The sequence below is a fragment of the Enterobacter sp. BIDMC93 genome, assembly GCF_001037805.1.
GTDB lineage: Bacteria > Pseudomonadota > Gammaproteobacteria > Enterobacterales > Enterobacteriaceae > Enterobacter > Enterobacter hormaechei_C.
The window spans coordinates 347,814-367,389 of sequence record NZ_KQ089962.1 but is presented as its reverse complement, the minus strand read 5'-3'; the positions used below and the strand labels follow the sequence as shown (position 1 = coordinate 367,389).

The 19,576-nt window shown below is 56.5% G+C and carries 17 protein-coding genes; 5 read left to right on the top strand and 12 right to left on the bottom strand.

Annotation, left to right across the window (positions count from 1 at the left end; all coding sequences use genetic code 11):
* Positions 1 to 8 precede the first annotated feature (8 nt).
* The gene (locus tag SK58_RS01715) at positions 9 to 323 is read right to left on the bottom strand and encodes a PTS sugar transporter subunit IIB (protein ID WP_003861034.1); all 315 of its coding nucleotides are present in this window, start codon (positions 321 to 323) and stop codon (positions 9 to 11) included.
* A gap of 293 nt (positions 324 to 616) precedes the next feature.
* On the opposite strand from SK58_RS01715, the gene SK58_RS01710 reads away from it, so the two are divergent.
* Positions 617 to 1,567 carry a LacI family DNA-binding transcriptional regulator gene (locus SK58_RS01710; protein WP_023302833.1) on the top strand — a complete coding sequence of 317 codons (951 nt, stop codon included), beginning with the start codon at positions 617 to 619 and terminating at the stop codon, positions 1,565 to 1,567.
* Between the two features lie 48 nt (positions 1,568 to 1,615).
* Here SK58_RS01710 and SK58_RS01705 read toward each other — a convergent pair whose 3' ends face one another.
* The 6 genes from SK58_RS01705 to SK58_RS01680 all read right to left on the bottom strand — a co-directional run bounded on the left by SK58_RS01705 (position 1,616) and on the right by SK58_RS01680 (position 9,514).
* Complete coding sequence (locus SK58_RS01705) at positions 1,616 to 1,912, bottom strand: YicS family protein (RefSeq protein WP_003861030.1); 297 nt, start codon at positions 1,910 to 1,912, stop codon at positions 1,616 to 1,618.
* Positions 1,913 to 1,994: 82 nt separating this feature from the next.
* A complete protein-coding gene (locus SK58_RS01700) occupies positions 1,995 to 3,152 on the bottom strand; it encodes a multidrug effflux MFS transporter (protein ID WP_023302834.1) in 1,158 nt (385 codons plus the stop codon).
* A gap of 49 nt (positions 3,153 to 3,201) precedes the next feature.
* Positions 3,202 to 4,566 (bottom strand): efflux transporter outer membrane subunit, encoded by a 1,365-nt coding sequence (locus SK58_RS01695; protein WP_048219285.1) that lies wholly within the window; start codon positions 4,564 to 4,566, stop codon positions 3,202 to 3,204.
* Positions 4,566 to 7,676, bottom strand: coding sequence for an efflux RND transporter permease subunit (locus tag SK58_RS01690; protein WP_017383666.1), 3,111 nt, complete (start codon positions 7,674 to 7,676; stop codon positions 4,566 to 4,568). The genes SK58_RS01695 and SK58_RS01690 overlap by 1 nt, the downstream gene beginning before the upstream one ends.
* Complete coding sequence (locus SK58_RS01685; protein WP_017383665.1) at positions 7,676 to 8,797, bottom strand: efflux RND transporter periplasmic adaptor subunit; 1,122 nt, start codon at positions 8,795 to 8,797, stop codon at positions 7,676 to 7,678. Before SK58_RS01685 ends, SK58_RS01690 begins: the two co-directional genes overlap by 1 nt.
* 147 nt (positions 8,798 to 8,944) lie before the next feature.
* Positions 8,945 to 9,514, bottom strand: coding sequence for a TetR/AcrR family transcriptional regulator (locus SK58_RS01680; RefSeq protein WP_000104919.1), 570 nt, complete (start codon positions 9,512 to 9,514; stop codon positions 8,945 to 8,947).
* A gap of 185 nt (positions 9,515 to 9,699) precedes the next feature.
* On the opposite strand from SK58_RS01680, the gene SK58_RS01675 reads away from it, so the two are divergent.
* On the top strand, positions 9,700 to 10,119 hold the full coding sequence (locus SK58_RS01675; RefSeq protein WP_015570097.1) for a GNAT family N-acetyltransferase: 420 nt from the start codon (positions 9,700 to 9,702) through the stop codon (positions 10,117 to 10,119).
* Here SK58_RS01675 and SK58_RS01670 read toward each other — a convergent pair.
* A complete protein-coding gene (locus SK58_RS01670; RefSeq protein WP_017383663.1) occupies positions 10,116 to 10,763 on the bottom strand; it encodes a TetR/AcrR family transcriptional regulator in 648 nt (215 codons plus the stop codon). The two genes, SK58_RS01675 and SK58_RS01670, sit on opposite strands and share 4 nt — an antisense overlap.
* A 78-nt stretch (positions 10,764 to 10,841) precedes the next feature.
* Between SK58_RS01670 and SK58_RS01665 the strand changes: the two genes are divergently transcribed.
* Both SK58_RS01665 and nlpA read left to right on the top strand, forming a co-directional pair.
* The gene (locus SK58_RS01665) at positions 10,842 to 12,341 is read left to right on the top strand and encodes an MDR family MFS transporter (RefSeq protein ID WP_015570095.1); all 1,500 of its coding nucleotides are present in this window, start codon (positions 10,842 to 10,844) and stop codon (positions 12,339 to 12,341) included.
* 229 nt (positions 12,342 to 12,570) lie between these two features.
* A complete protein-coding gene (gene nlpA / locus SK58_RS01660) occupies positions 12,571 to 13,371 on the top strand; it encodes a lipoprotein NlpA (protein WP_048219283.1) in 801 nt (266 codons plus the stop codon).
* 33 nt (positions 13,372 to 13,404) lie between these two features.
* On the opposite strand, the gene SK58_RS01655 is transcribed toward nlpA, so the two are convergent.
* Both SK58_RS01655 and SK58_RS01650 read right to left on the bottom strand, forming a co-directional pair.
* Complete coding sequence (locus SK58_RS01655; protein WP_015570094.1) at positions 13,405 to 14,085, bottom strand: EAL domain-containing protein; 681 nt, start codon at positions 14,083 to 14,085, stop codon at positions 13,405 to 13,407.
* Positions 14,086 to 14,160: 75 nt separating this feature from the next.
* On the bottom strand, positions 14,161 to 14,781 hold the full coding sequence (locus SK58_RS01650) for a LuxR C-terminal-related transcriptional regulator (RefSeq protein ID WP_015570093.1): 621 nt from the start codon (positions 14,779 to 14,781) through the stop codon (positions 14,161 to 14,163).
* Between the two features lie 569 nt (positions 14,782 to 15,350).
* On the opposite strand from SK58_RS01650, the gene SK58_RS01645 reads away from it, so the two are divergent.
* Entirely contained in the window at positions 15,351 to 15,986 is a 636-nt protein-coding gene (locus SK58_RS01645) for a LuxR C-terminal-related transcriptional regulator (RefSeq protein ID WP_015570092.1), read from the top strand.
* 6 nt (positions 15,987 to 15,992) lie between these two features.
* On the opposite strand, the gene SK58_RS01640 is transcribed toward SK58_RS01645, so the two are convergent.
* Both SK58_RS01640 and SK58_RS01635 read right to left on the bottom strand, forming a co-directional pair.
* Complete coding sequence (locus tag SK58_RS01640) at positions 15,993 to 17,057, bottom strand: fimbrial protein (protein ID WP_032668888.1); 1,065 nt, start codon at positions 17,055 to 17,057, stop codon at positions 15,993 to 15,995.
* Between the two features lie 15 nt (positions 17,058 to 17,072).
* Positions 17,073 to 19,565: a fimbria/pilus outer membrane usher protein gene (locus SK58_RS01635; RefSeq protein ID WP_047638023.1), complete on the bottom strand. Its 2,493-nt coding sequence runs from the start codon at positions 19,563 to 19,565 to the stop codon at positions 17,073 to 17,075.
* Between the last annotated feature and the right edge of the window lie 11 nt (positions 19,566 to 19,576).

Below are 19,576 nucleotides of genomic sequence, written 5' to 3'. Positions count from 1 at the left end.
AACACCTTTTAGTGTGCCGCTTCGATGAGCGACAGAGCATAGTCCAGTACTTTATCGCCACGCTGCATGCCGTAATCCATCATGTCGATGGGCTGCACCGGAATGCCTTGCGTCGCTGCCTTGTCTGAGAGCGTCTTTAACATGTATTTCACTTGCGGTCCGAGAAGCACCACCTGATAGTGCGGAAACTGCGTATCAAATTCGGATACGCCATACGCATCTATCTTCACGGGCAAGCCCCGTTCTTTTGCAACATCGATCATTTTGCTGACCAGCAGGCTGGTGGACATCCCGGCAGAGCAGCACAGCATAATCTTGAACATCGACAACCATCCTCAAAATGTAAAAAGTTATTGCGAGGATGATTGGACATGATACGGAAACCGGTTTCCATTTATAAAAGACAGAAGTGTGATAACCATCAAGATCCAATACTTATGAGGCTAATTAACCGGATGTGGGTCACATAATTTGGCTGTTTTGTCATCAAATTGAGTGGAAACGGAAAATCGGTTTCCATGGAAAACGGAAACGGATATACTCCGTTCTGGCTATAATGTGAGCCGTAGCGGTGATGGAAATTACAGACGCCAGTTGCGTCTGACAGGGGAGAGAGATGTCTACAATCAACGATGTATCGCGTCTGGCCGGGGTGTCCAAAGCCACGGTATCACGGGTGTTGAGCGGGTCGCGTGGCGTTAAAGAAGCCAGCCGCCAGGCTGTTCTGAAAGCGGTGGACGAGCTGAACTATCGTCCCAACGTGATCGCCCAGTCGCTGCTCAGCCAGTCGACGGGCTGCATTGGGGTGATTTGCGCGCAGGAAAACATTAACCAGACCACCGGTTACCTGTACGCGCTGGAAAAACACCTCAGCCAGCATCAAAAACATCTGCTGCTGCGTTTTGCACACACAAAAACAGAAGTGATGAACGCCCTTGAAGAACTCTCCTGCGGCTTATGTGATGACATTCTGGTGATTGGCGCGCGTTTCCCGCTGGACGTGGACATGGACAACGTGATTCTGGTCGACTGTATGGAAGCCGATAACGCCAACAGCATTCAGTTCGACCACGCCTTCGCGGCTGAAACGGCCTGTAACTACCTCACCAGCCAGGGACGTCGCCAGATAGCGCTGATCCACCCGCACGGCAGCGGCTTTGCCGATCAGGTGCTGCTGGGCTACAAACACGCGCTGGAGAAAAACTTCCTGCCCTTTAATCGCAACCTCGTGTTTATGGACGCGACTTCATCGTCCGTTGCGCTTCAGGAATTACTCAACAACGCGTCCACGCTGAACTTTAACGCGCTGCTGGTGGCGGATGAGCAGGAAGCCCAGCGGGTGATCCCGCAGTTACAGGCGTTTAATAAATCGGTACCGGAAGACATCATGGTCTTTAGCCTCGGCGGTTCGCTGCATCTGCCGGGTGTTCCGGTGATCCCGGCCATTGAGTATTCCATGGATGCCATGGCGGCGCGCATCGTGAGCTGGCTGACGGAGAAAACACAAATGCTCGGGTCCTACGTTCTGCGCGGGGATTTGATTATTCCGGATGTGCGGAAGCGTTAAACGTGTGATGTAGGCCGGGTAAGCGCAGCGCCACCCGGCGCTCAACCCTCAGTAATCTTCCATACAATCCACCTGACTTACTGCATCCCAGTAGGCGTCCAGGTTGTCACGCTTCACGGCGGTGATGGCGTTTTTGATCAGCAGCTGATTGGCCTCAGACGACAAAATCATCGCCTGCCAGGCCTTATCGCTCTGCTTTTTCTGCGGGGTACAGGTTTTCTTCACATCTTTCAGGACCTGCTGTTTTATCTGGGCCTCTTTCTCCGGAGCGCTCTTCTCCTGCGCGTGAACAAACGCAGCGAAAATCAGGCAAACGAGCAGGCAAACCAGGTGTGCAGATTTCATCGAAACCTCCTTTGAAAGTCACATGCTTCCCCTGAAATATATCGTTACATTCATCAACGCGATTCAAGCCAAAAGTATGAATTTACGCATTCTGCGTGCGGGATCCGAACGCCAGTGCAATGCCATAGCTTACTAACACCGCGAGACTCATTTTCAGCATCGTTTCTCCGCCGATACCGGCAAGAGGCGCTGCGATCCCGCCGAATAAAAACATCAGCATGCCCAGAATGGCTGACGCTGTGCCGGACTCCTTCGCGTCGACTGCGCTCATCGCTTCTGAACCCGCAATGGTGCTGATCCCGCTGTTAAATGCGACGGTGAAAAAGAGTGCAATCAGTGCCGGAACGGAAAGCTGCATCCACGCAAAGAGCAACGTCAGCCCCGCGCAGGTTACGGCCAACACCAGGCCTATTTGCATTAACCCTTCCGCCGGGTGTCGGCGTGCCAGACGGGAGAAAATCAGCGCTGAGACGATCAGGCCGATACCGTTCACACCGAACAGCAGGCTGAACTGCATGGCGCTCAGGCCATATTCGTTTTGCATCACAAAGGAGGATGCCCCGATATAGGCGAACAGCCCCGCCAGCATGAAGGCCTGGATCAGGCAGTAGCGCATAAAGCGACGATTTTTAAGTACCGTCCTGGCGGTTTGCGTCAGCGATCCCCCGCCCTGTTTCTCTGTGAGGGACTCGCGGATAAAAAGCTGGCTGGCGATCAGCAGCGCCAGACCCGCCCCTGCCATTACCCAGAACAGCATCCGCCAGTCGAAATGCGACGCGATATAGCCACCGAGTACCGGGGACACCACGGGCGCGATGCCGTTGACCGTCATCAGTAGGGCAAAAAACTGCGTTAGCATCGTGCCATGATAGTTATCACGGGCGATGGAGCGGGCAAGTACGGAGCCGCCCGCCCCGGCAACGCCCTGCACAAATCGCCAGCCGATCAGGGCGTAAATATTCTGCGTGCTGGCACAAAGCACTGAAGCCAGTACAAACAGCAAAAGTGAGAACAGCAGCGGCGTTTTACGTCCGATGCGATCGCTTAGCGGGCCGAAAAAAAGTTGTCCCAGCCCCAGGCCAATCAGCGCCGAGGTAAGAGAAAGCTGCGTCAGCGTTGTGGAGGTGTTGAGCTGGGTGGCGATCTCCGGCAGCGCCGGAAGATAAAAATCGGAACACAGCGGCCCGATCGCCGTCAGCAGGCCAAGGATGGCCGCGAAAGAAAAAGAGAGTTTTGCCATAGGTATTTACTCTGATGGCCGGGCAACGTTGCGCCGCCCGGCAGTGATGTTACTGAATCCCGCCGCCCAGCGACTGCCACAGCGTGATGCGGTTTTCCAGGTCGGTTTGCTGCAAGGCAATCAGTGATTCCTGCGCCGACCACAGCGACCGCTGCGCGGTGAGCACCGTCAGATAATCGCCTGCGCCAGCCTTGTAACTGCGCGTCGCCACATCCAGCGTTTTTTGCTCCGCCGCCACGTATTCACGCTGGGCATCAAGCTGTTCACTCAACGTTTCGCGCCGGGCCAGCGCGTCGGCCACGTCCTTAAACGCGCTCTGGATGGTTTTCTCATAGGTCGCAATTAACCCTTTTTTCTCGGCTTCCGCATAGCGCAGCTGCGCCATATTGTTGCCGCCGCTGAACAGCGGCAGGGTGATGGACGGCGCAAACGACCAGACCTTCATCCCGTGGCTGAACAAGGACGACAGCGAATCGCTGCCGACGCCCGCGCTGGCGGTGAGCGAGATGGTCGGGAAGAAGTTGGCGCGCGCCGCGCCGATGTTGGCGTTAGCGCTCAGCAGGTTATGTTCCGCCTCCTGAATGTCCGGACGACGCAGCAGCGCGCTGGAGCTGACGCCCGCCGGGATCAGCGTGATGGCGTTGTCGCTCAGGCTCTCCAGCGTGCCGGGCAGCAGGTTCTCGGGCACCGTATCGCCCGCCAGCAGGTTGAGAGCGTTTTTGTCCTGCATCACCAGCGTCTGGTAGCTCGCCACGCTGGCGCGCGCCTGCTGGTAAACCGCCATCGCTTCACTGACGTCCGTTGCCGCTGCCACGCCCACTTCCTGCTGGCGCTTCACAATCTTGAGCGAGTTTGCGGCGCTCTCCAGGGTGGACTTCGCCAGCGCCAGATTGCTGTTATCCGCCGCCAGCGTCACCCAGGCCGTGGTCAGCTCGCTGACCATCGTCAGGCGCGTGTTCTGCGCGGTGAATTCGCTGGCAAGCCAGGTTTCACGCGCGGCACGCGACAGGCTCTGGTTGCGGCCAAACAGATCCAGTTCGAAGCTGGAGACCGCGCCGTTGGCTTCGTCACTTGTCGCGCCGCCGCTAGCCAGCGTGCGGCTGCGGGTGTGGCTCAGTTCCGCGTCCACCGTCGGGAACAGGGACGAGCGCGTTTCGCCATACTGGGCACGGGCGGCGTCGATATCCGCAATCGCTTTTTGCACGTCGCGGTTGCTGTTGAGCGCCATCGTCACCACGCTTTTCAACCGCGCATCATTCATCACCTGCTGCCACTGGCTCACCACGGCGTTGGCTTCGCCATGGGCGCCCGGCAACGTCGCCGGGACGGGGGCGTCCGGGCGCTGATACGTGGGATCTAATGACACACAGCCCGCGCTCAGCAGCGCTAACGTTAATACGGTTACACGAAACATTATGACCTCCGGTTTGCGTGCTTACCGGAGAACAGACGTTTCACCAGTACAAAGAATAAAGGAACAAAGAAGATGGCCAGCAGCGTCGCGGCCAGCGTCCCGCCGATAATGCCGGTACCGATCGCCACGCGGCTGTTGGCCCCGGCGCCGGTGGCAATCGCCAGCGGCGTCACGCCTGCGATAAAAGCCAGCGAGGTCATGATGATCGGACGCAGACGCGTCTGGGCGGCCCGCAGGGCGGCGCGCGTCAGGGAGTAGCCTTCGGCCACTTTGGCTTCGGCAAACTCGACAATCAGAATGGCGTTCTTCGACGACAGACCGATGGTGGTCAGCAGCGCCACCTGGAAATAGACGTCGTTGTTCAGGCCGCGCAGGGAGGCGGCAACCGCCGCACCCAGCACCCCTAGCGGGATCACCATGATGACCGAAATCGGCACCGACCAGCTCTCATACAGCGCCGCCAGGCACAGGAACACCACCAGGATCGAGAGGGCATAGAGGCTCATCGCCTGACCGCTCGCCAGTTTTTCCTGCAACGACAAACCGCTCCATGCCCAGGTGCTGCCGGACGGCAGGTTATTCGCCAGCTGCTCCATTTTGCTCATCGCCGTACCGGAGCTGGCGCCGCTGGCGTTTTCGCCCTGAATCTCATACGCCGCCGAGCCGTTGTAGCGCACCAGGCTTTCCGGGCCATACTCCCAGCGGGTGGTGGCGAAGGCGGAGAACGGGGTCATGGTGCTGTCGCTGCCGCGCACATACCATTTGTTAAGATCCGATGGCACCGCGCGATAGTCGCTGTCGCCCTGGATGTAGACCTTTTTCACGCGGCCACGGTCAATGAAGTCGTTCACGTAGGTGCCGCCCCAGGCGCTGGAGAGGGTGTCGGTAACATCGCTCAGGGAGAGCCCCAGCGACACGGCTTTGTTGTTATCGATATCCACCTGAAGCTGCGGCATCTGCGGCAGATCGTTGGCGCGCACGGCGTGCAGCGAGTTGTCCTGGTTGGCTTCGCCAATCAGCTGGTTACGCAGTTTCAGCAGCGCGTCGCGGTCGGTGCCGCCGCTGGCCATCAGCTCAAAGGTAAAGCCGTTGCTCTGGCCTAAACCATCCACCGCCGGGGGCGTCATGGCGAAAATTGTGGCATCCCGAATGGTGCTCAGCTCCTGCGTGGCGCGCAGGGCAATGGCCTGGGCGGTATTCTCATCGCCTTTGCGCTCTGACCAGTTTTTCAGGGAGACGAACGCCATCCCGGCGTTCTGGCCACTGCCGCTGAAGCTGAAGCCTTCAATGGTGAAGATCACGTCGGTATTGGCTTTCTCTTTGGTGAGGAACCACTCGCGTACCTGGCGGCTTACCTCGGCGGTACGCACCGCGGTTGCGCCGGCGGGCAGGGTGTACTGCACCATGATTTCACCCTGGTCTTCGGTTGGCAGGAAGCTGCCCGGCAGTTTTAGCATGGCGAACCCCATCGCGCCGCAGAGCAGGGCGTAGATCACCAGCATGCCACCGGAACGGCGCAGGGCGCGCAGCACCTTGTTCTGATAGCCGTGCTCGGTCTTACTGTAGAAGCGGTTAAACGCGCCGAAGAAGCCCTTTTTGTGCGGAGCGGTGTGATTCAGGATCGAGCCGCACAGCGCGGGCGTCAGGGTCAGCGCCACCACCACGGAGAGGAACATCGCCGAAATAATGGTGACCGAGAACTGGCGGTAAATGACCCCGGTAGAGCCGCCGAAGAAGGCCATCGGCAGGAATACCGCAGAGAGCACCAGCGCAATGGCGATCAGCGCGCCGGAAATTTCGCCCATCGATTTTTCGGTCGCTTCCCGGGCGGGCAGCCCTTCGTCGCGCATAATACGCTCGACGTTTTCCACCACCACGATGGCGTCATCCACCAAAAGCCCTATCGCCAGCACCATCGCAAACAGCGTCAGGGTGTTGATGGAGTAACCGAACAGCGCCAGCACGCCGAAGGTGCCCAGCAGCACCACCGGCACCGCCAGCGCCGGGATCAGCGTCGCACGGATGTTTTGCAGGAACAGGTACATCACCACCACCACGAGGATAATGGCTTCGAACAGGGTCTGAATCACGTCCTCAACGGAGATTTTGATGAACTCGGTGCTGTCTTTCGGATAGGCCACGTCGTAGCCTTCCGGCATCGACTTTTTGAACTCGGCAATCTTGTCTTTTACCGCCGTGGCGGTGTTAAGCGCGTTGGCGCCCGGCGAGAGCATCACCGCCATACCCGCCGCCGGGTGGCCGTTCAGCTTCGCGGTGGCGGTGTAATCTTCGCTGCCCATCTCCACGCGCGCGACATCGCTGATGCGCACCACCGCACCGTTGGACTGGCTCTTGACGATGATCTTTTTGAACTCATCGACCGTTTGCAGACGCGACTGAGCGCGGACGGTGGCGGTCAGCTGTTGGGCGTTCGACGAGGGCAGTGCGCCGATTTTACCGGCGGAGACCTGCACGTTCTGCGCTTCAATCGCGCTCTGCACGTCGGAGGGCATCAGCGAGTACGACGCCAGCTTCGCCGGGTCGAGCCAGATGCGCATCGCGTATTCTGCACCGAACACCTGTAGGCTACCGACGCCATCCACGCGCGCCAGCGGATCCTGCATATTACTCACCAGCCAGTCGGCGATATCCGAGCTGCTGGCGGTGTCGGTTTTGTCATATACGCCCATGATCAGCAGGAAGTTGCTCTGGGATTTTTCGACGGTGATCCCGGACTGCTGCACCTCGGTCGGCAGGCGCGATTCCGCCTGCTGGACTTTGTTCTGCACCTGTACCTGAGCGGTGTCCGGATCGGTTCCCTGTTCAAACGTGACGTTAATACTCACCGACCCGTCCGAGCTGCTGGTGGAGGTGAAGTAGAGCAGGTTATCCAGCCCGGTGAGCTGCTGCTCGATCACCTGCGTCACGCTGTTTTCCAGCGTCTGTGCGGAGGCACCGGTATAGGTGGCGGAGATTTTGATCGACGGCGGAGCCACGTCCGGGTACTGCGCAACGGGCAGCGTGCGGATCGCCAGCATTCCGGCGAGCATGATGAGAATGGCGATAACCCAGGCAAAGACCGGGCGACGCACGAAGAAACGGGAAAACATCAGGCGTTTCCTCCGTTGGTTTTCATCTCTTCAGCTTTCACTTCCTGCCCGGCGGTGACTTTATCGGTGCCTTCCACAATCAGCTTATCGCCCGCCTTCAAACCGCTCAGCACCAGCCATTTGTCGCCGTAGGTGTCACCCGTCTCCAGCTGACGCTGTTCGACCTTGTTGCTGGCGTTCACCACCAGCGCGGTGGCGGTGCCTTTGGCGTCGCGAGTGATGCCCTGCTGCGGGGCGAGGATCGCGTCATTCATGATGCCTTCATCCACTCTGGCGCGGACGAACATGCCCGGCAGAAGCTGATGCTGCGGATTCGGGAAGACGGCGCGCAGGGTAACTGAGCCGGTAGACTCATCCACCGCCACTTCGGTCAGCGCCAGGCGGCCTTTTTCGCTGTAGCTGCTGCCGTCTTCGAGAATCAACGACACGTTCAGCGTATCGCTGTTGCTGGCGAGGGTTTGCTTGCGTAAACGCAGCAGATCGGCGCTGGAACGGGTTAAATCGACGTACATACTGTCCAGCCCGCGAATGGTGGCCAGCGCGGTATCCTGCTGGGCGGTCACCAGCGCGCCGGGGGTCACAGAGGAGATGCCGATACGTCCGGCAATCGGCGCGGTGACGGTGGTCCAGTTGAGGTTAATGCGGGCGCTTTCCAGCGCGGCTTTCTTTGACTCGACGCTGGCCTTGTCCTGCGCGCAGGTGGACTTCGCGTCTTCCGCATCCTGACGTGATACGCCGTCGTCCTTCACCAGCTGCGCATAACGCCGGGCTTTCTGGCAGTCGGCCTGCACCAGCGCCTGTGCCTGTTTCAGTGCGGCGGCGGCTTCATCATACGCGGCGCGGTAGCTGGAAGGATCGATCTGATACAGCGCCTGCCCGGCCTTGACCGTATCGCCTTCGGTGAACAGGCGTTTCTGGATAATGCCACCTACCTGGGGGCGCACTTCGGCGCTCATTGCGGCGGCGGTGCGGCCGGTCAGCTCGCTGACGACGGACACCGGCTGGCTCATGAGGGTGACAATCCCCACTTCCGGAAGAGGACGTTGAGGAGCAGATGTTTGCGCATTATCGCACCCTGTCAGGAGGAGTAATGCCGCAATGGAGGTTGTTATGGTTTTCATAATCTTTTTCCAGGGTGAACGAAGCCTGCCCTGTTAATCGCTTAACAGGGAGGAGGGCTAATTAAAAGCACAGCGATCCCGCATCTCTGGCTGAGCCAGAAATGAAAAAAGGGAAATTACTTATTTCCGCTAATTATTCACATGCGATTACTTCGCAGAGAAAATCATATTTAAAATATTCTGGTATATAGGCTCTAATTGTTCTGATGGTACTTTTAAAGGCGTGAGTCGACGGTAAATCGTGCCTTCGATCATCACGGCGGTAATCTCCACGCAGCAGCGAATATGCTCATCGCTCAGGTGAGGGAACTGCTTTTTCAGGTGCTCACAGGCGTTGGCGAACATGCGAGCTTCGGCTTCGATCAGCATGTTTGCCACCAGCGGATTGCGCGTGGCCTCTGCGGACATTTCGAGCATCAGCGCGTCATCGTCTTCGTTAAGCGTCTGGCGCCAGGCAAGCGCCTGCGGCATCCCTTCAACCAGGGTTTTGCCCTGCATCTCTTCAATACGTGAGTCGATAATTCGCCGGATCATCTCTTCAATAATCGCGTCTTTGTTACTGAAATAGCGATAGATTTGTCCGACGCTGAGCCTGGCTTCGCTGGCGATCTGCGACATGCTGGCAGCGTGAAATCCACTGGCGCGAAAGCAGCGGCGCGCGGCGGTAATGATTTCGTCCTGCCGCAGTTTTTGTCGTTCTTCCAGCTTTGTACTCATTGTCGGCTATCGTGAAAAGTGAGAATGATCGTTCTCATTATACGTTTTCGGAGACTATTGGAAAGGCTTTTTTTATTTACATATTGAATGAATATTTCCAGGTATAAACAATGGAGAAAATAAGGAGTTTTTATGAAGGTTAAGCTGTGAGATATTCAGATTGCGCTGAAAATAAGGAGAGAATTATGCATCTGAGCATTACAGATAATGTCACAGCCGAAGAAAAAGAAGAATTATTAACGGGGCTAAGAGCCTATAACGCGCAGTTTTTAGATCTGGCGACGTTTGGCGGCGATATTGGCGTATATATGCGAGACGACAATGGCGTCATGCTGGGCGGGTTAATCGGCGTACGGAAAGGCGACTGGCTGAACATCGACTATCTGTGGGTCAGCGACAGCGTGCGGGGAACGGGCGTGGGAAGCCAGCTTATCAAAACGGCTGAAGAGGAGGCCCGTCGCAAAGGCTGTCGTCACGCGCTGGTGGATACGGTCAGCTTCCAGGCGCGTCCGTTCTATGAAAAACAGGGTTATCAGGTGCAGATGTCCTTGCAGGATTACCCTTATCAGGGAATGCAGAGACACTATCTGACCAAACATCTTTAACCGCCGATCCCGGTGCCAATCACGGCTAACACGTGGCGCACCACGATCTCCGGCGAGAGGGCGCTAAGCCTCTCGTCATTGCGCATGCGGGAGAACGGCACCAGCACCAGGCTCAGCAGCGTAGTGAACAGCAGTTCGGGGGCCAGCGCCGGATTCAGCTTTCCTTCCTGCTGCCAGCCTTTGATGGTTGCCAGCGTGGTGTGATATTTCTCATCGCCAAAGCGTGCCTGCAAATGGGTGCGCAGTACCGGCATCTCGCCAATCACCTCCTGCATCCACAGCGGGGCAAACCAGCGATACTTTTCCGCCAGTTCGGCCAGCACCCTGACCATTTCCGTCAGGGCATCCACCGGCGAATCCCGGTTGTCGGCGAAAATCGCCCCGATCCGCTCGCGTAACGGCAGGAAGCGCTCCTCAATCATCGCATCCAGTAACTGTTCTCTGGAGTTGAAGTAGTAGTGCAGCATGGCGGGCGTCACGCCTGCTTCGCGGGCAATAGCGTTCAACGACGTATTGGCGATCCCCTGGCGGGAAAAGAGGTTCAGGGCGATGTCCAGCAGCTGTTCACGGCTGGCGGTAACGCGCTTGCCGCCGCGTGGCCGACCGGGGCGGCGGGGTTCAGAATTGTCCTTTTGTGCTGGCATGGTCACCGTATCTCTTGATCTTATTCATCACTTCCACAAATATTAATTATACGATTAATTAATTTCAAGTGATGTCTTATGGAGTCCGACGTAATGACTCAACCTGCGAAAAAGGCGCCGTCGATTAAGCTGCTGTTCAGCGCACTCCTGCTGGTGATGCTGCTCTCGGCGCTGGATCAGACCATTGTCTCCACCGCGCTGCCGACCATCGTCGGTGAGCTGGGCGGGCTGGATAAGCTCTCGTGGGTGGTAACGGCCTATATCCTCAGTTCGACCATCGTGGTGCCGCTGTATGGCAAATTCGGCGATCTGTTTGGCCGAAAAATCGTTCTGCAAATCGCGATTGTGCTGTTTCTTGTAGGGTCCGCGCTGTGCGGTCTGGCGCAGAACATGACCCAGCTGGTGCTGATGCGCGCCCTGCAAGGGCTGGGGGGCGGCGGTCTGATGGTGATCAGCATGGCTGCCGTGGCGGACGTGATCCCGCCTGCCGATCGGGGTCGCTATCAGGGGTTGTTTGGCGGCGTGTTTGGCCTGGCGACGGTGATAGGGCCGCTGATCGGCGGGTTTATCGTTCAGCACGCATCCTGGCGCTGGATTTTCTACATCAACCTGCCGCTGGGGCTGTTTGCCCTGCTGGTGATTGGCGCGGTTTTCCACGGCAGCGCGCGGCGCAGCAAGCATGAGATTGACTACCTGGGGGCGATTTACCTCAGCATGGCGTTGCTGTGCATCATTCTGTTTACCACCGAGGGCGGGACGATCCGCCAATGGAGCGACCCGCAGCTGTGGTGCATTCTGGCCTTCGGCCTGACGGGGATCGCCGGGTTTATCTACGAAGAGCGGCTGGCGTGGGAGCCGATTATCCCGCTGTCGCTCTTCCGCGACCGCAGCTTCCTGCTCTGTAGCCTGATCGGTTTTATTATCGGCATGTCGCTGTTTGGCTCCGTCACTTTCCTGCCGCTCTATTTACAGGTGGTAAAAGACGCCACGCCGACGCAGGCCGGTTTGCAACTGATCCCCCTGATGGGGGGGCTGTTGCTCACCTCCATTATCAGCGGGCGCATCATCAGCCGTACCGGGAAATATCGTCTGTTCCCGATCCTCGGCACGCTGCTCGGCGTGGTGGGGATGGTATTACTGACGCGCATTTCAATCACCTCCCCAACCTGGCAGCTGTACCTGTTTACCGGCGTGCTGGGCATGGGGCTGGGACTGGTGATGCAGGTGCTGGTGCTGGCGGTGCAGAACAGCGTGTCAGCCGATCAATACGGCGTCGCGACGTCTGGGGTGACGCTGTTCCGTTCCATTGGCGGGGCGATTGGCGTTGCGCTGTTTGGCGCGGTGTTCACCCATATTCTGCAATCAGGCCTGATCGACAGGCTGCCGGAAGGGGCGGAACTGCCGCGCGAACTTAATCCCGTTGCCATACACCATCTGCCTGATGCCCTGCGTCTGGACTATCTGGATGCGTTCGGCTCGGCGATCCATGCGGTATTCATGCTGGCGGCGGGGATTATGGTGCTGGCGTTTGTGCTGTCGTGGTTTTTGCGCGAAGCGCCGCTGCGTCGGCAGGCGTGAGGGAAGCGGTTCTGCTTGCGCCTGGACTACCGTAGCCTGATGCCCATCGCCCGGTGGCGCTACGCTTACCGGGCCTACACTTCGCCCGTCACGTAGGCCGGGTGAGCGCAGCGCCACCCGGCAACAGGCCGCATATAACTTAACCGTCTTACTGATTCCTTTTCGTTTTTTAGCCTGCCGTCTCGTTGTCGATATAGTCTTGAAAACGTCTATCAAAAGGAACTGTCTCGTGAAACTTCGATTGGGTGCGCTTCTCCTGACTGGCCTGCTGCTCGCGGGCTGTGACCAGGGCGGCAATGATGCCAGACACCTTAAAGTCGGCGTGATTAATGGCGCTGAGCAGGACGTGGCGGAAGTCGCCAAAAAGGTGGCAAAGGAGAAATACGGTCTGGATGTTGAGCTGGTGGGCTTTAGCGGCTCGCTGCTACCCAACGATGCCACCAACCAGGGCGAACTGGACGCCAACGTCTTCCAGCATCGCCCGTTCCTCGCAGAAGATAACAAGGCGCACGGCTACAGGCTGGTTGCAGTTGCCAACACCTTCGTTTTCCCTATGGCCGGCTACTCCCGCAAGATTAAAGCGGTGTCTGAGCTGAAGGACGGCGCAACCATTGCGATTCCAAACGATCCCACCAACCTCGGCCGCGCGCTGCTGCTGCTGCAAAAAGAGAAGCTGGTTACCCTCAAGCCAGACGTTGGCCTGCTGCCAACGGCGCTGGATATCACGGCAAACCCGAAGAACCTGAAGATTATGGAGCTTGAAGGCGCGCAGCTGCCGCGCGTGCTGGACGACCCGAAAGTGGATGTCGCCATCATCAGCACCACCTATCTCCAGCAAACCGGGCTGTCTCCGGTACACGACAGCATCTTTATCGAAGACAAAAACTCACCCTACGTGAATATTGTGGTCACGCGTGAAGAGAACAAAGACGCCGAAAACGTGAAGGAATTTATCCAGTCCTATCAGTCGCCGGAAGTGGCGAAAGCGGCGGAGACCATTTTTAACGGTGGCGCGGTGCCGGGCTGGTAAGCCCCGATAAAAAGGCCAGCGCTCCGCTGGCCGTCAAAGCGTTACGCGGGCATCGGTTCGGCTTTCGGGCCACAGAAAACCCTGACCAGACTGTGCGCCGGACGCGCGGGCGCGCGCCAGATCCCGCGAGTTTTCGATGCCTTCTATAAGAATTGATTGCGCGATACCTGCCCTGACCTCCTGTACAAACGGGGCAAGCGGCGCGCGCTCGCGCAGCGCTGAGCGGTCAATTTTCACCCCATCCAGCGGCAGCGCAAGCCGCGCGAACGCCTCCGCCAACTCCCGGGTTAAATCGTCCAGCCAGATTTGCCATCCCGCCTCTTTTAACCGAACAAGCGTGGCATGAAGGCGACGTTGCTCATCCTCGCTCAGCCGTGTGATGGTGAGGGGATCCTGAATTTCAATCGTTAACCGCTGCTGATGGCGTAACGCCAGCAACAACCGGATAGCGCGTTCGTTGAGAAGGTGTTCTGCCGGAAGGTTTAGCCAGTAAGCGTCCCGGGCGGGTATCTGTAACAGGGTGTTGGCCTGCCAGAAGAAGATTTGCAGCGCGCTGCGCGAGGGCAGCGAGGCAAACAGCACCTCAAGATTGACGTTATGGATCTCCACGAGAACTTCATGCGCGAACACCTGGCCCGAATGAAGATCGACAAGCGGCTGGAATCGCAGCCCTGAGATACGTTGCAACAAGGGAGAGGGAAGAACGGTATACATGGAACAGCCTTCAGGAAATGAAAAAAGGTTCCCGCGGACACGGGAACAAAAGGCAAACGACACACGGTCAAATTCTTAATTCAGGATCCAGCGAATGCTCTGGTAAAACGAGGGGCCACGCACGGCCTTAAGCTTGTTCATGGCGTTGTTCTTATAAAAGTAAACCAGCCTGACGTTACACCCCAGCTGACGGGCGATTTGCTTGGTTTTGAGATTGCAGGAATAGCCGCGCAATACGCTGGCCTCCTCGCTGGACAGCCTCGCCGGGGTGCGTAAGCGGGTCGTCATGCCTACGTTGTAACGGCCAGACTCTTGCGGCGTCTGGCTCATCAGTATTTGCCACAGCGCTTTGATATCCCCCAGGGAGACTCTTTTGCTGATGACTCCATCAACATGTTTGAATTTCAAATAGCCGGCGGATAACGAATAGATATAGATCTTCGCTGTCACTTGTTTCTGTTTAATACAGAGAATGTCGTCATTCGTCGTCACCCGGAAATGACGCGTATTCAACGGATCATAAATGATGATATCAAAGAGTTGTTCACTCATAGCAAGTTCTTCGATATGGGTAAATCCATGGAAAATAACGTCGTGTTTTTCATCAGGCTCACGCTTTCCAAGCGATTGCAGGCCAATCATCGTGAATTCGCAGCTGTCAACAACGGCAACGTGAATTGTTTTTTTATTTTGCATTGGCATTCTCCTTTCGCTGAGTAAACAGTCCATATAAGAGAAAATGGCGGTTCGCACTCTCTTATTAAAAGAATAGCGAGCACTTTTTAAATAACGCGATGCGATGGCATCAATGTAAGCCAATACAAACCGTCGAGTAAAGCTGAAGCCAATTATTAGCGGAAGATAAAATTGAAAAATGGTTTTAATGGTATATGCAATTGTTTTAATCTTCTAATAATATTCATGCCAGATTTTTATTCTGTAAATGAGCGGATAATAAGCATCAGAAGGTTGATTAATGGGGTTAATCCACCGCCTTTTCAGTGATTTACTGCTGTTCCTGTAAGAAAAATTGTGATCGTGGCAGGATTATCGACAGGGCTTTATCTGCGAGGGGAAACGGCGTGCAGAATAAAATAGAATTTTTTCTATGAATTTAATGTCCTTGTTCAGATTTTTAATCCTGAGAAGGATAAAATCCTGGCGCGAAGAGGTTGTGAGTGGTGAGTACATAAACTATTATCATTTTCCTCCGGTCACGAGAATTTAGAAAAGACATGAATAATACTGAACGTATCGTAAGGGTAATGGTGTTTTACAAAATAAATATATTTAAAGAGATAATATTCCGGGCGCTCCAGGATCTTTTACCCGATTACGTACTGAACATTACTCAGGTCGATTCCACAGAACAGGCGCTGGCGGCGGTGGCGGATAATAACGTGGATGTTTTCTTCACTGAATTTAATTATCTGCTTAATCATAAAGAGTGGAGTGCGGAGGTCAGCAGCCGTTTTACATCTTTATGTAAAACCCATCACGTCAGGCGTGTTCTGTTGGTGCCCGAGCTGCCTTACGGGCTGTTAAAAAAAGTTCTGGAGATGAAATTTGAATTAACCATCAGTCAGCAGGATGAATTGACTGAACTGAAAAAGGAATTACCCGCGTTGCTCATGGCGGACGGGCAAAAACCGTCGATCTCTTCGTGGCTCAGGCGGGTAATGCGTTCCGGCTCCCGGGCGCGTTCCATCCTCTCGGCCAGAGAGTGGGAGGTGCTTCATCTTATCGTGGAAGGATTTTCAACGACGGAGATTGCCCGTCATCGAAACCGTTCGGTCAGTACCATTGCGACACAGAAACACAATGCAATGAAAAAGCTGAATCTTTCCAACCACAGCGAACTGATTAAGTATGTGCAAGCGGTTGGAAAGATGGAGGAATAGTTCACATCAGGGATAGATAATATTCAGCGTAGCCGATGTATTGATCTTACCCTGGCTCACCTGGGCGGGCGCCCACACGTAATAGTACGCCGCCATCGGAAGGGTGAAATGTTCGTCCAGCGCCGCGCCAGCCGCCACGCTGAAAATCATCGTGGCGTTGCCACGGCTGGTGGTTGAGGTAGAGAAGGTCACCGGCGTTTGCGGGGCGTCACGTTTTATCAGGCGGAGCCCCACGCCCTGCGCCGCGCTACTGCTGCTGTCGATCAGCACCGAGCTGTCGGTTGAGAGCAGCTGCGTGCTGGACAGAAACATCTCAATTGCCCGATCGGAATTGCCATTAACCCCGACGTTCTGACAGCTCATGTTCAGTGAAAAAGGCGTCAGCCCCGGCTGTGAGGATGCACTGAGCTGGGGAATGCCGAGCGTCGGCAGCGCCACGGTCAGCCCCGCATTATCAAAGGAACAGGTAGTCAGTTTCGGCGCGTATTTGATGATCATCGGTTGACCAAACATATCTCGGTTGTCGTAAGGCCACTTGAACCCGCTGAATAACCACTGCGCTATCTTGATGACCTGATTGATTGGCCAGGTGATGATTTCCCAGATGGATAACCCGCTCATGTCGCTGACGAACAGAACGTCGCTCATGTTCGCCGTATCCCCCGTCAGGGTGGTACCGCTCTGGTTAACGAGGGTGAAGCGAACCGTAAACGGTGTGTTCAGCTCAGACGCCGTATGGCTACCGCTGGCTGACAGGGTTTTATTGGCCGGGGGATTGGTGATCTCCGCCCGCACCATATACTTGTTATTGCTGAACCCGAGGATGGTCGCGTATTTGCTGTCGGTCGAGAGGATCGGCGTGTAAGAAAATTCACTGTTACCCGTCGTACAGTTGAACGAGCCGCTGTACTGGGTGCTGAAGCTGCCGGTCCATGTGGGCGTGGCCGGGCTCAGCTTATCCGATAAATCAATGGTAATCGGTGTGCCATAAACGATGCTGCTGCCGGAGCAGGTGGCATAGCTCATCCCGCTAATGCTGGTGAGGAGCAGGAACATGAATGATCGTAACATTTTGATAATCCGTAATTAATGGCAAACCGATGAGGAGCTGTTCAGCCCCCAGGCCGGGGAGGAGATTTCGCACTTTCCGCCGCGGAGATGCACGTTGAGCGCGCGTGGCGGCTGTTCAGCACGGATATACAGTACGCTGGCCTGGCCGACATACCCGACAGATCCACCGTGTTCATCCAGCACTTCGGTGCCAAACGGCAGCGGTTTGCCGTCGGTGCGCGTCGCATGAAGTACCCATGACTGGCGCTTATCGGTTTCGAAGCGGATATAACTCACCGCCCCGTCGTAAGGAGCCACGTTAGCCATATTGCCGATCACCTCCGCGCCAGCGCTATTTTCCGTTTCGGTTAACGTAATGGCGTTTTTGCGATACGGGGTGGCGTAAGGCACCAGCGCTACGCCATCGCGGTTCGTCATAATGCTTTCATCGCCGTTCACCATCAGCCCCTCCGCCTTTGGCGCATCGACGATAGTCATGGTTGTGCCGGTTTCGTTTGAGGCGAGAACGTGCCACGGGTAGGCCACCAGGCTTCCGCGTCCGCTGAGCCCGGTCTGGCGGTAGTCGGAGGATTCGCTGTAAGAGCCACCGAGTGTCGCGAAGTTCGAACGGTACGCGGCGTTAACGCTTGCCGCATTTTTACCCCCACGCGCATTACTGCCGGAGAGGGTATAGCTCAGGCGGTTCGACGCCAGCGCGTTCCCGCTCATGCTGATATTGCTCTGCTCGTAATGCGAATCGCTGGCCGTCAGGCTGGAGGTGATCCACGCATTGTTATCAAACAGCGAGAACGGCAGGCTGAGGGAGAGGTAAAGGCGCGTCTCTTCTTCACTGTCCCTGTTCCGTACCCGGCTGGCCGACAGGGTATAGCTGGCGCGGCCGATGGCGTTGGAATAGCCCATCTGATATTCGCGCGTGGTTTGCTGTGAGTTCCAGTAATCGCGCTGTGTGCCGGAGACAAACACCGTGCCCCAGTTATTGAGCAGGCGCTGATTAAGGTTAAGCGTAAAGGTATTTTTGGGCTGCGCCGCGCGCAGGGCGTCCCAGGTGCTTAGCGACATGTCGGGCGCAACGCCAAACCGATCTTCATAGTCGTCGTACTGCGCTCTCAGGCGCTGATACCCTTCGCGCGAATAGAGCGCGTCGCTGAAGCTGTAATAGCCTTTAGTGGAATAGCGATAGGCCGCCAGGGTGAAGTTGGTGGCGGTGGTATCGATAAATTTGCTGTACGACACGCGATAACTCTGACCGCTGCTGGTGCGATCCTGTAGGGTGGTTTTGGCGTGGGTGACATCAAACGAAACCGCGCCAAACGGAAGGTTCCACCCGGTACCGACAAGCCCGGCCTGGTAGTTATCGCTAATAATCGTCCCGGTATACCCGGTGATGAGGTTATTAAACCCGTAGCGCAGCGTGGCCTGCATGAATGCGGGTTCGGCATCGAGCGTGTTCTGATGCACTTTACCCGCCACTACGCTGTACTGGCTCACCCCTTCTTTTAGCATCCCGGGCACGGCGGAAAACGGCACCGTGAAGGACTGCTGTGAACCGTCCGCTTCACGCACCACCACCAGCAAATCGCCCGCGGACCCGGTAGGTTGAATGCTGTCGAGGGTAAACTGGCCCGGCGGCACGTTCTCCTGATAGATCACGTTGCCATTCTGGATAACTTTCACCAGGGCGTTCGTCCGTGCCACGCCGTGAACCACCGGTGAAAAACCCTGCTGTGAATTTGGGCGCATCTTCATATCCGACGCCAGCGACACGCCGCGCACGCGCAGGGAATCAAACAGATCGCCAGGAATATAAAAGTCACCCAGCGTCAGGTTGGATTTCAGCGAGGCCAGGGGACGGCGCAGGTAGCGGGTATTATTCTGCCAGCTACTCTCTCCGCTGGCGGTTTTCCGCCAGGCGCTGCTGTCGCGAAACTGCCAGCCGAACAGGTTGGCGCCGGAATCCAGCCCGGCATAAAAATCATCATTTGTGTCTTTCGCAGTGCCTTTCGCGCGGGTGTTGTACCAGGTCGTGTTCCACGAGAGCATCAGCGCCGGTATCCCCTCGTCCCAGAACTGGGGGGCAATGTAACCTTCTTCAGTACGCTGCACGGCCGCCTGCGGAACGGTAAGCGCCAGACTCAGGGTGCTGGTATCGGTTTTGACTTCACCGCCCTGAACCAGATCGCGCAGCTGGACCTGCCCGTGCGCAATGGCGGGCGCAGGCACGGACGTGGTGTTGATGCCCAGCGACCGGGCATCTTTCCAGGCAAGGCGGATGTCGTCACGCTGTTCGCCGTAGATGACGGTATAACGTCCCTTCCAGCTGCCGTTTACGTAGATATCCATCTCCTGACTGCCGGCAGGCATGGCGTTGTTTTCGGAAAAGCGAGACAAATCGGACTCACCGGATGCGCCAGCAAGCAGGGAGGGATCAAACGAGACGGCCCCTGATTTATGCGAAAGCAGAAGCGTGCAGACTGCCAGCAGACAGAGTCTGTTTTGTTTCATTTTCATGGTGAGTCTTT

Bases quoted from the DNA above. Each gene is read 5' to 3' on its own strand.
- SK58_RS01690 (WP_017383666.1), bottom strand. From the start codon at position 7,676: ATGTTTTCCCGTTTCTTCGTGCGTCGCCCGGTCTTTGCCTGGGTTATC.
- SK58_RS01710 (WP_023302833.1), top strand. From the start codon at position 617: ATGTCTACAATCAACGATGTATCGCGTCTGGCCGGGGTGTCCAAAGCC.
- SK58_RS01635 (WP_047638023.1), bottom strand. From the start codon at position 19,565: ATGAAAATGAAACAAAACAGACTCTGTCTGCTGGCAGTCTGCACGCTT.
- SK58_RS01655 (WP_015570094.1), bottom strand. From the start codon at position 14,085: ATGTATACCGTTCTTCCCTCTCCCTTGTTGCAACGTATCTCAGGGCTG.
- SK58_RS01680 (WP_000104919.1), bottom strand. From the start codon at position 9,514: ATGAGTACAAAGCTGGAAGAACGACAAAAACTGCGGCAGGACGAAATC.
- SK58_RS01700 (WP_023302834.1), bottom strand. From the start codon at position 3,152: ATGGCAAAACTCTCTTTTTCTTTCGCGGCCATCCTTGGCCTGCTGACG.
- SK58_RS01675 (WP_015570097.1), top strand. From the start codon at position 9,700: ATGCATCTGAGCATTACAGATAATGTCACAGCCGAAGAAAAAGAAGAA.
- SK58_RS01695 (WP_048219285.1), bottom strand. From the start codon at position 4,566: ATGTTTCGTGTAACCGTATTAACGTTAGCGCTGCTGAGCGCGGGCTGT.
- SK58_RS01705 (WP_003861030.1), bottom strand. From the start codon at position 1,912: ATGAAATCTGCACACCTGGTTTGCCTGCTCGTTTGCCTGATTTTCGCT.
- SK58_RS01670 (WP_017383663.1), bottom strand. From the start codon at position 10,763: ATGCCAGCACAAAAGGACAATTCTGAACCCCGCCGCCCCGGTCGGCCA.
- SK58_RS01650 (WP_015570093.1), bottom strand. From the start codon at position 14,781: ATGCAAAATAAAAAAACAATTCACGTTGCCGTTGTTGACAGCTGCGAA.
- SK58_RS01645 (WP_015570092.1), top strand. From the start codon at position 15,351: ATGGTGTTTTACAAAATAAATATATTTAAAGAGATAATATTCCGGGCG.
- SK58_RS01685 (WP_017383665.1), bottom strand. From the start codon at position 8,797: ATGAAAACCATAACAACCTCCATTGCGGCATTACTCCTCCTGACAGGG.
- SK58_RS01715 (WP_003861034.1), bottom strand. From the start codon at position 323: ATGTTCAAGATTATGCTGTGCTGCTCTGCCGGGATGTCCACCAGCCTG.
- SK58_RS01665 (WP_015570095.1), top strand. From the start codon at position 10,842: ATGGAGTCCGACGTAATGACTCAACCTGCGAAAAAGGCGCCGTCGATT.
- SK58_RS01640 (WP_032668888.1), bottom strand. From the start codon at position 17,057: ATGTTACGATCATTCATGTTCCTGCTCCTCACCAGCATTAGCGGGATG.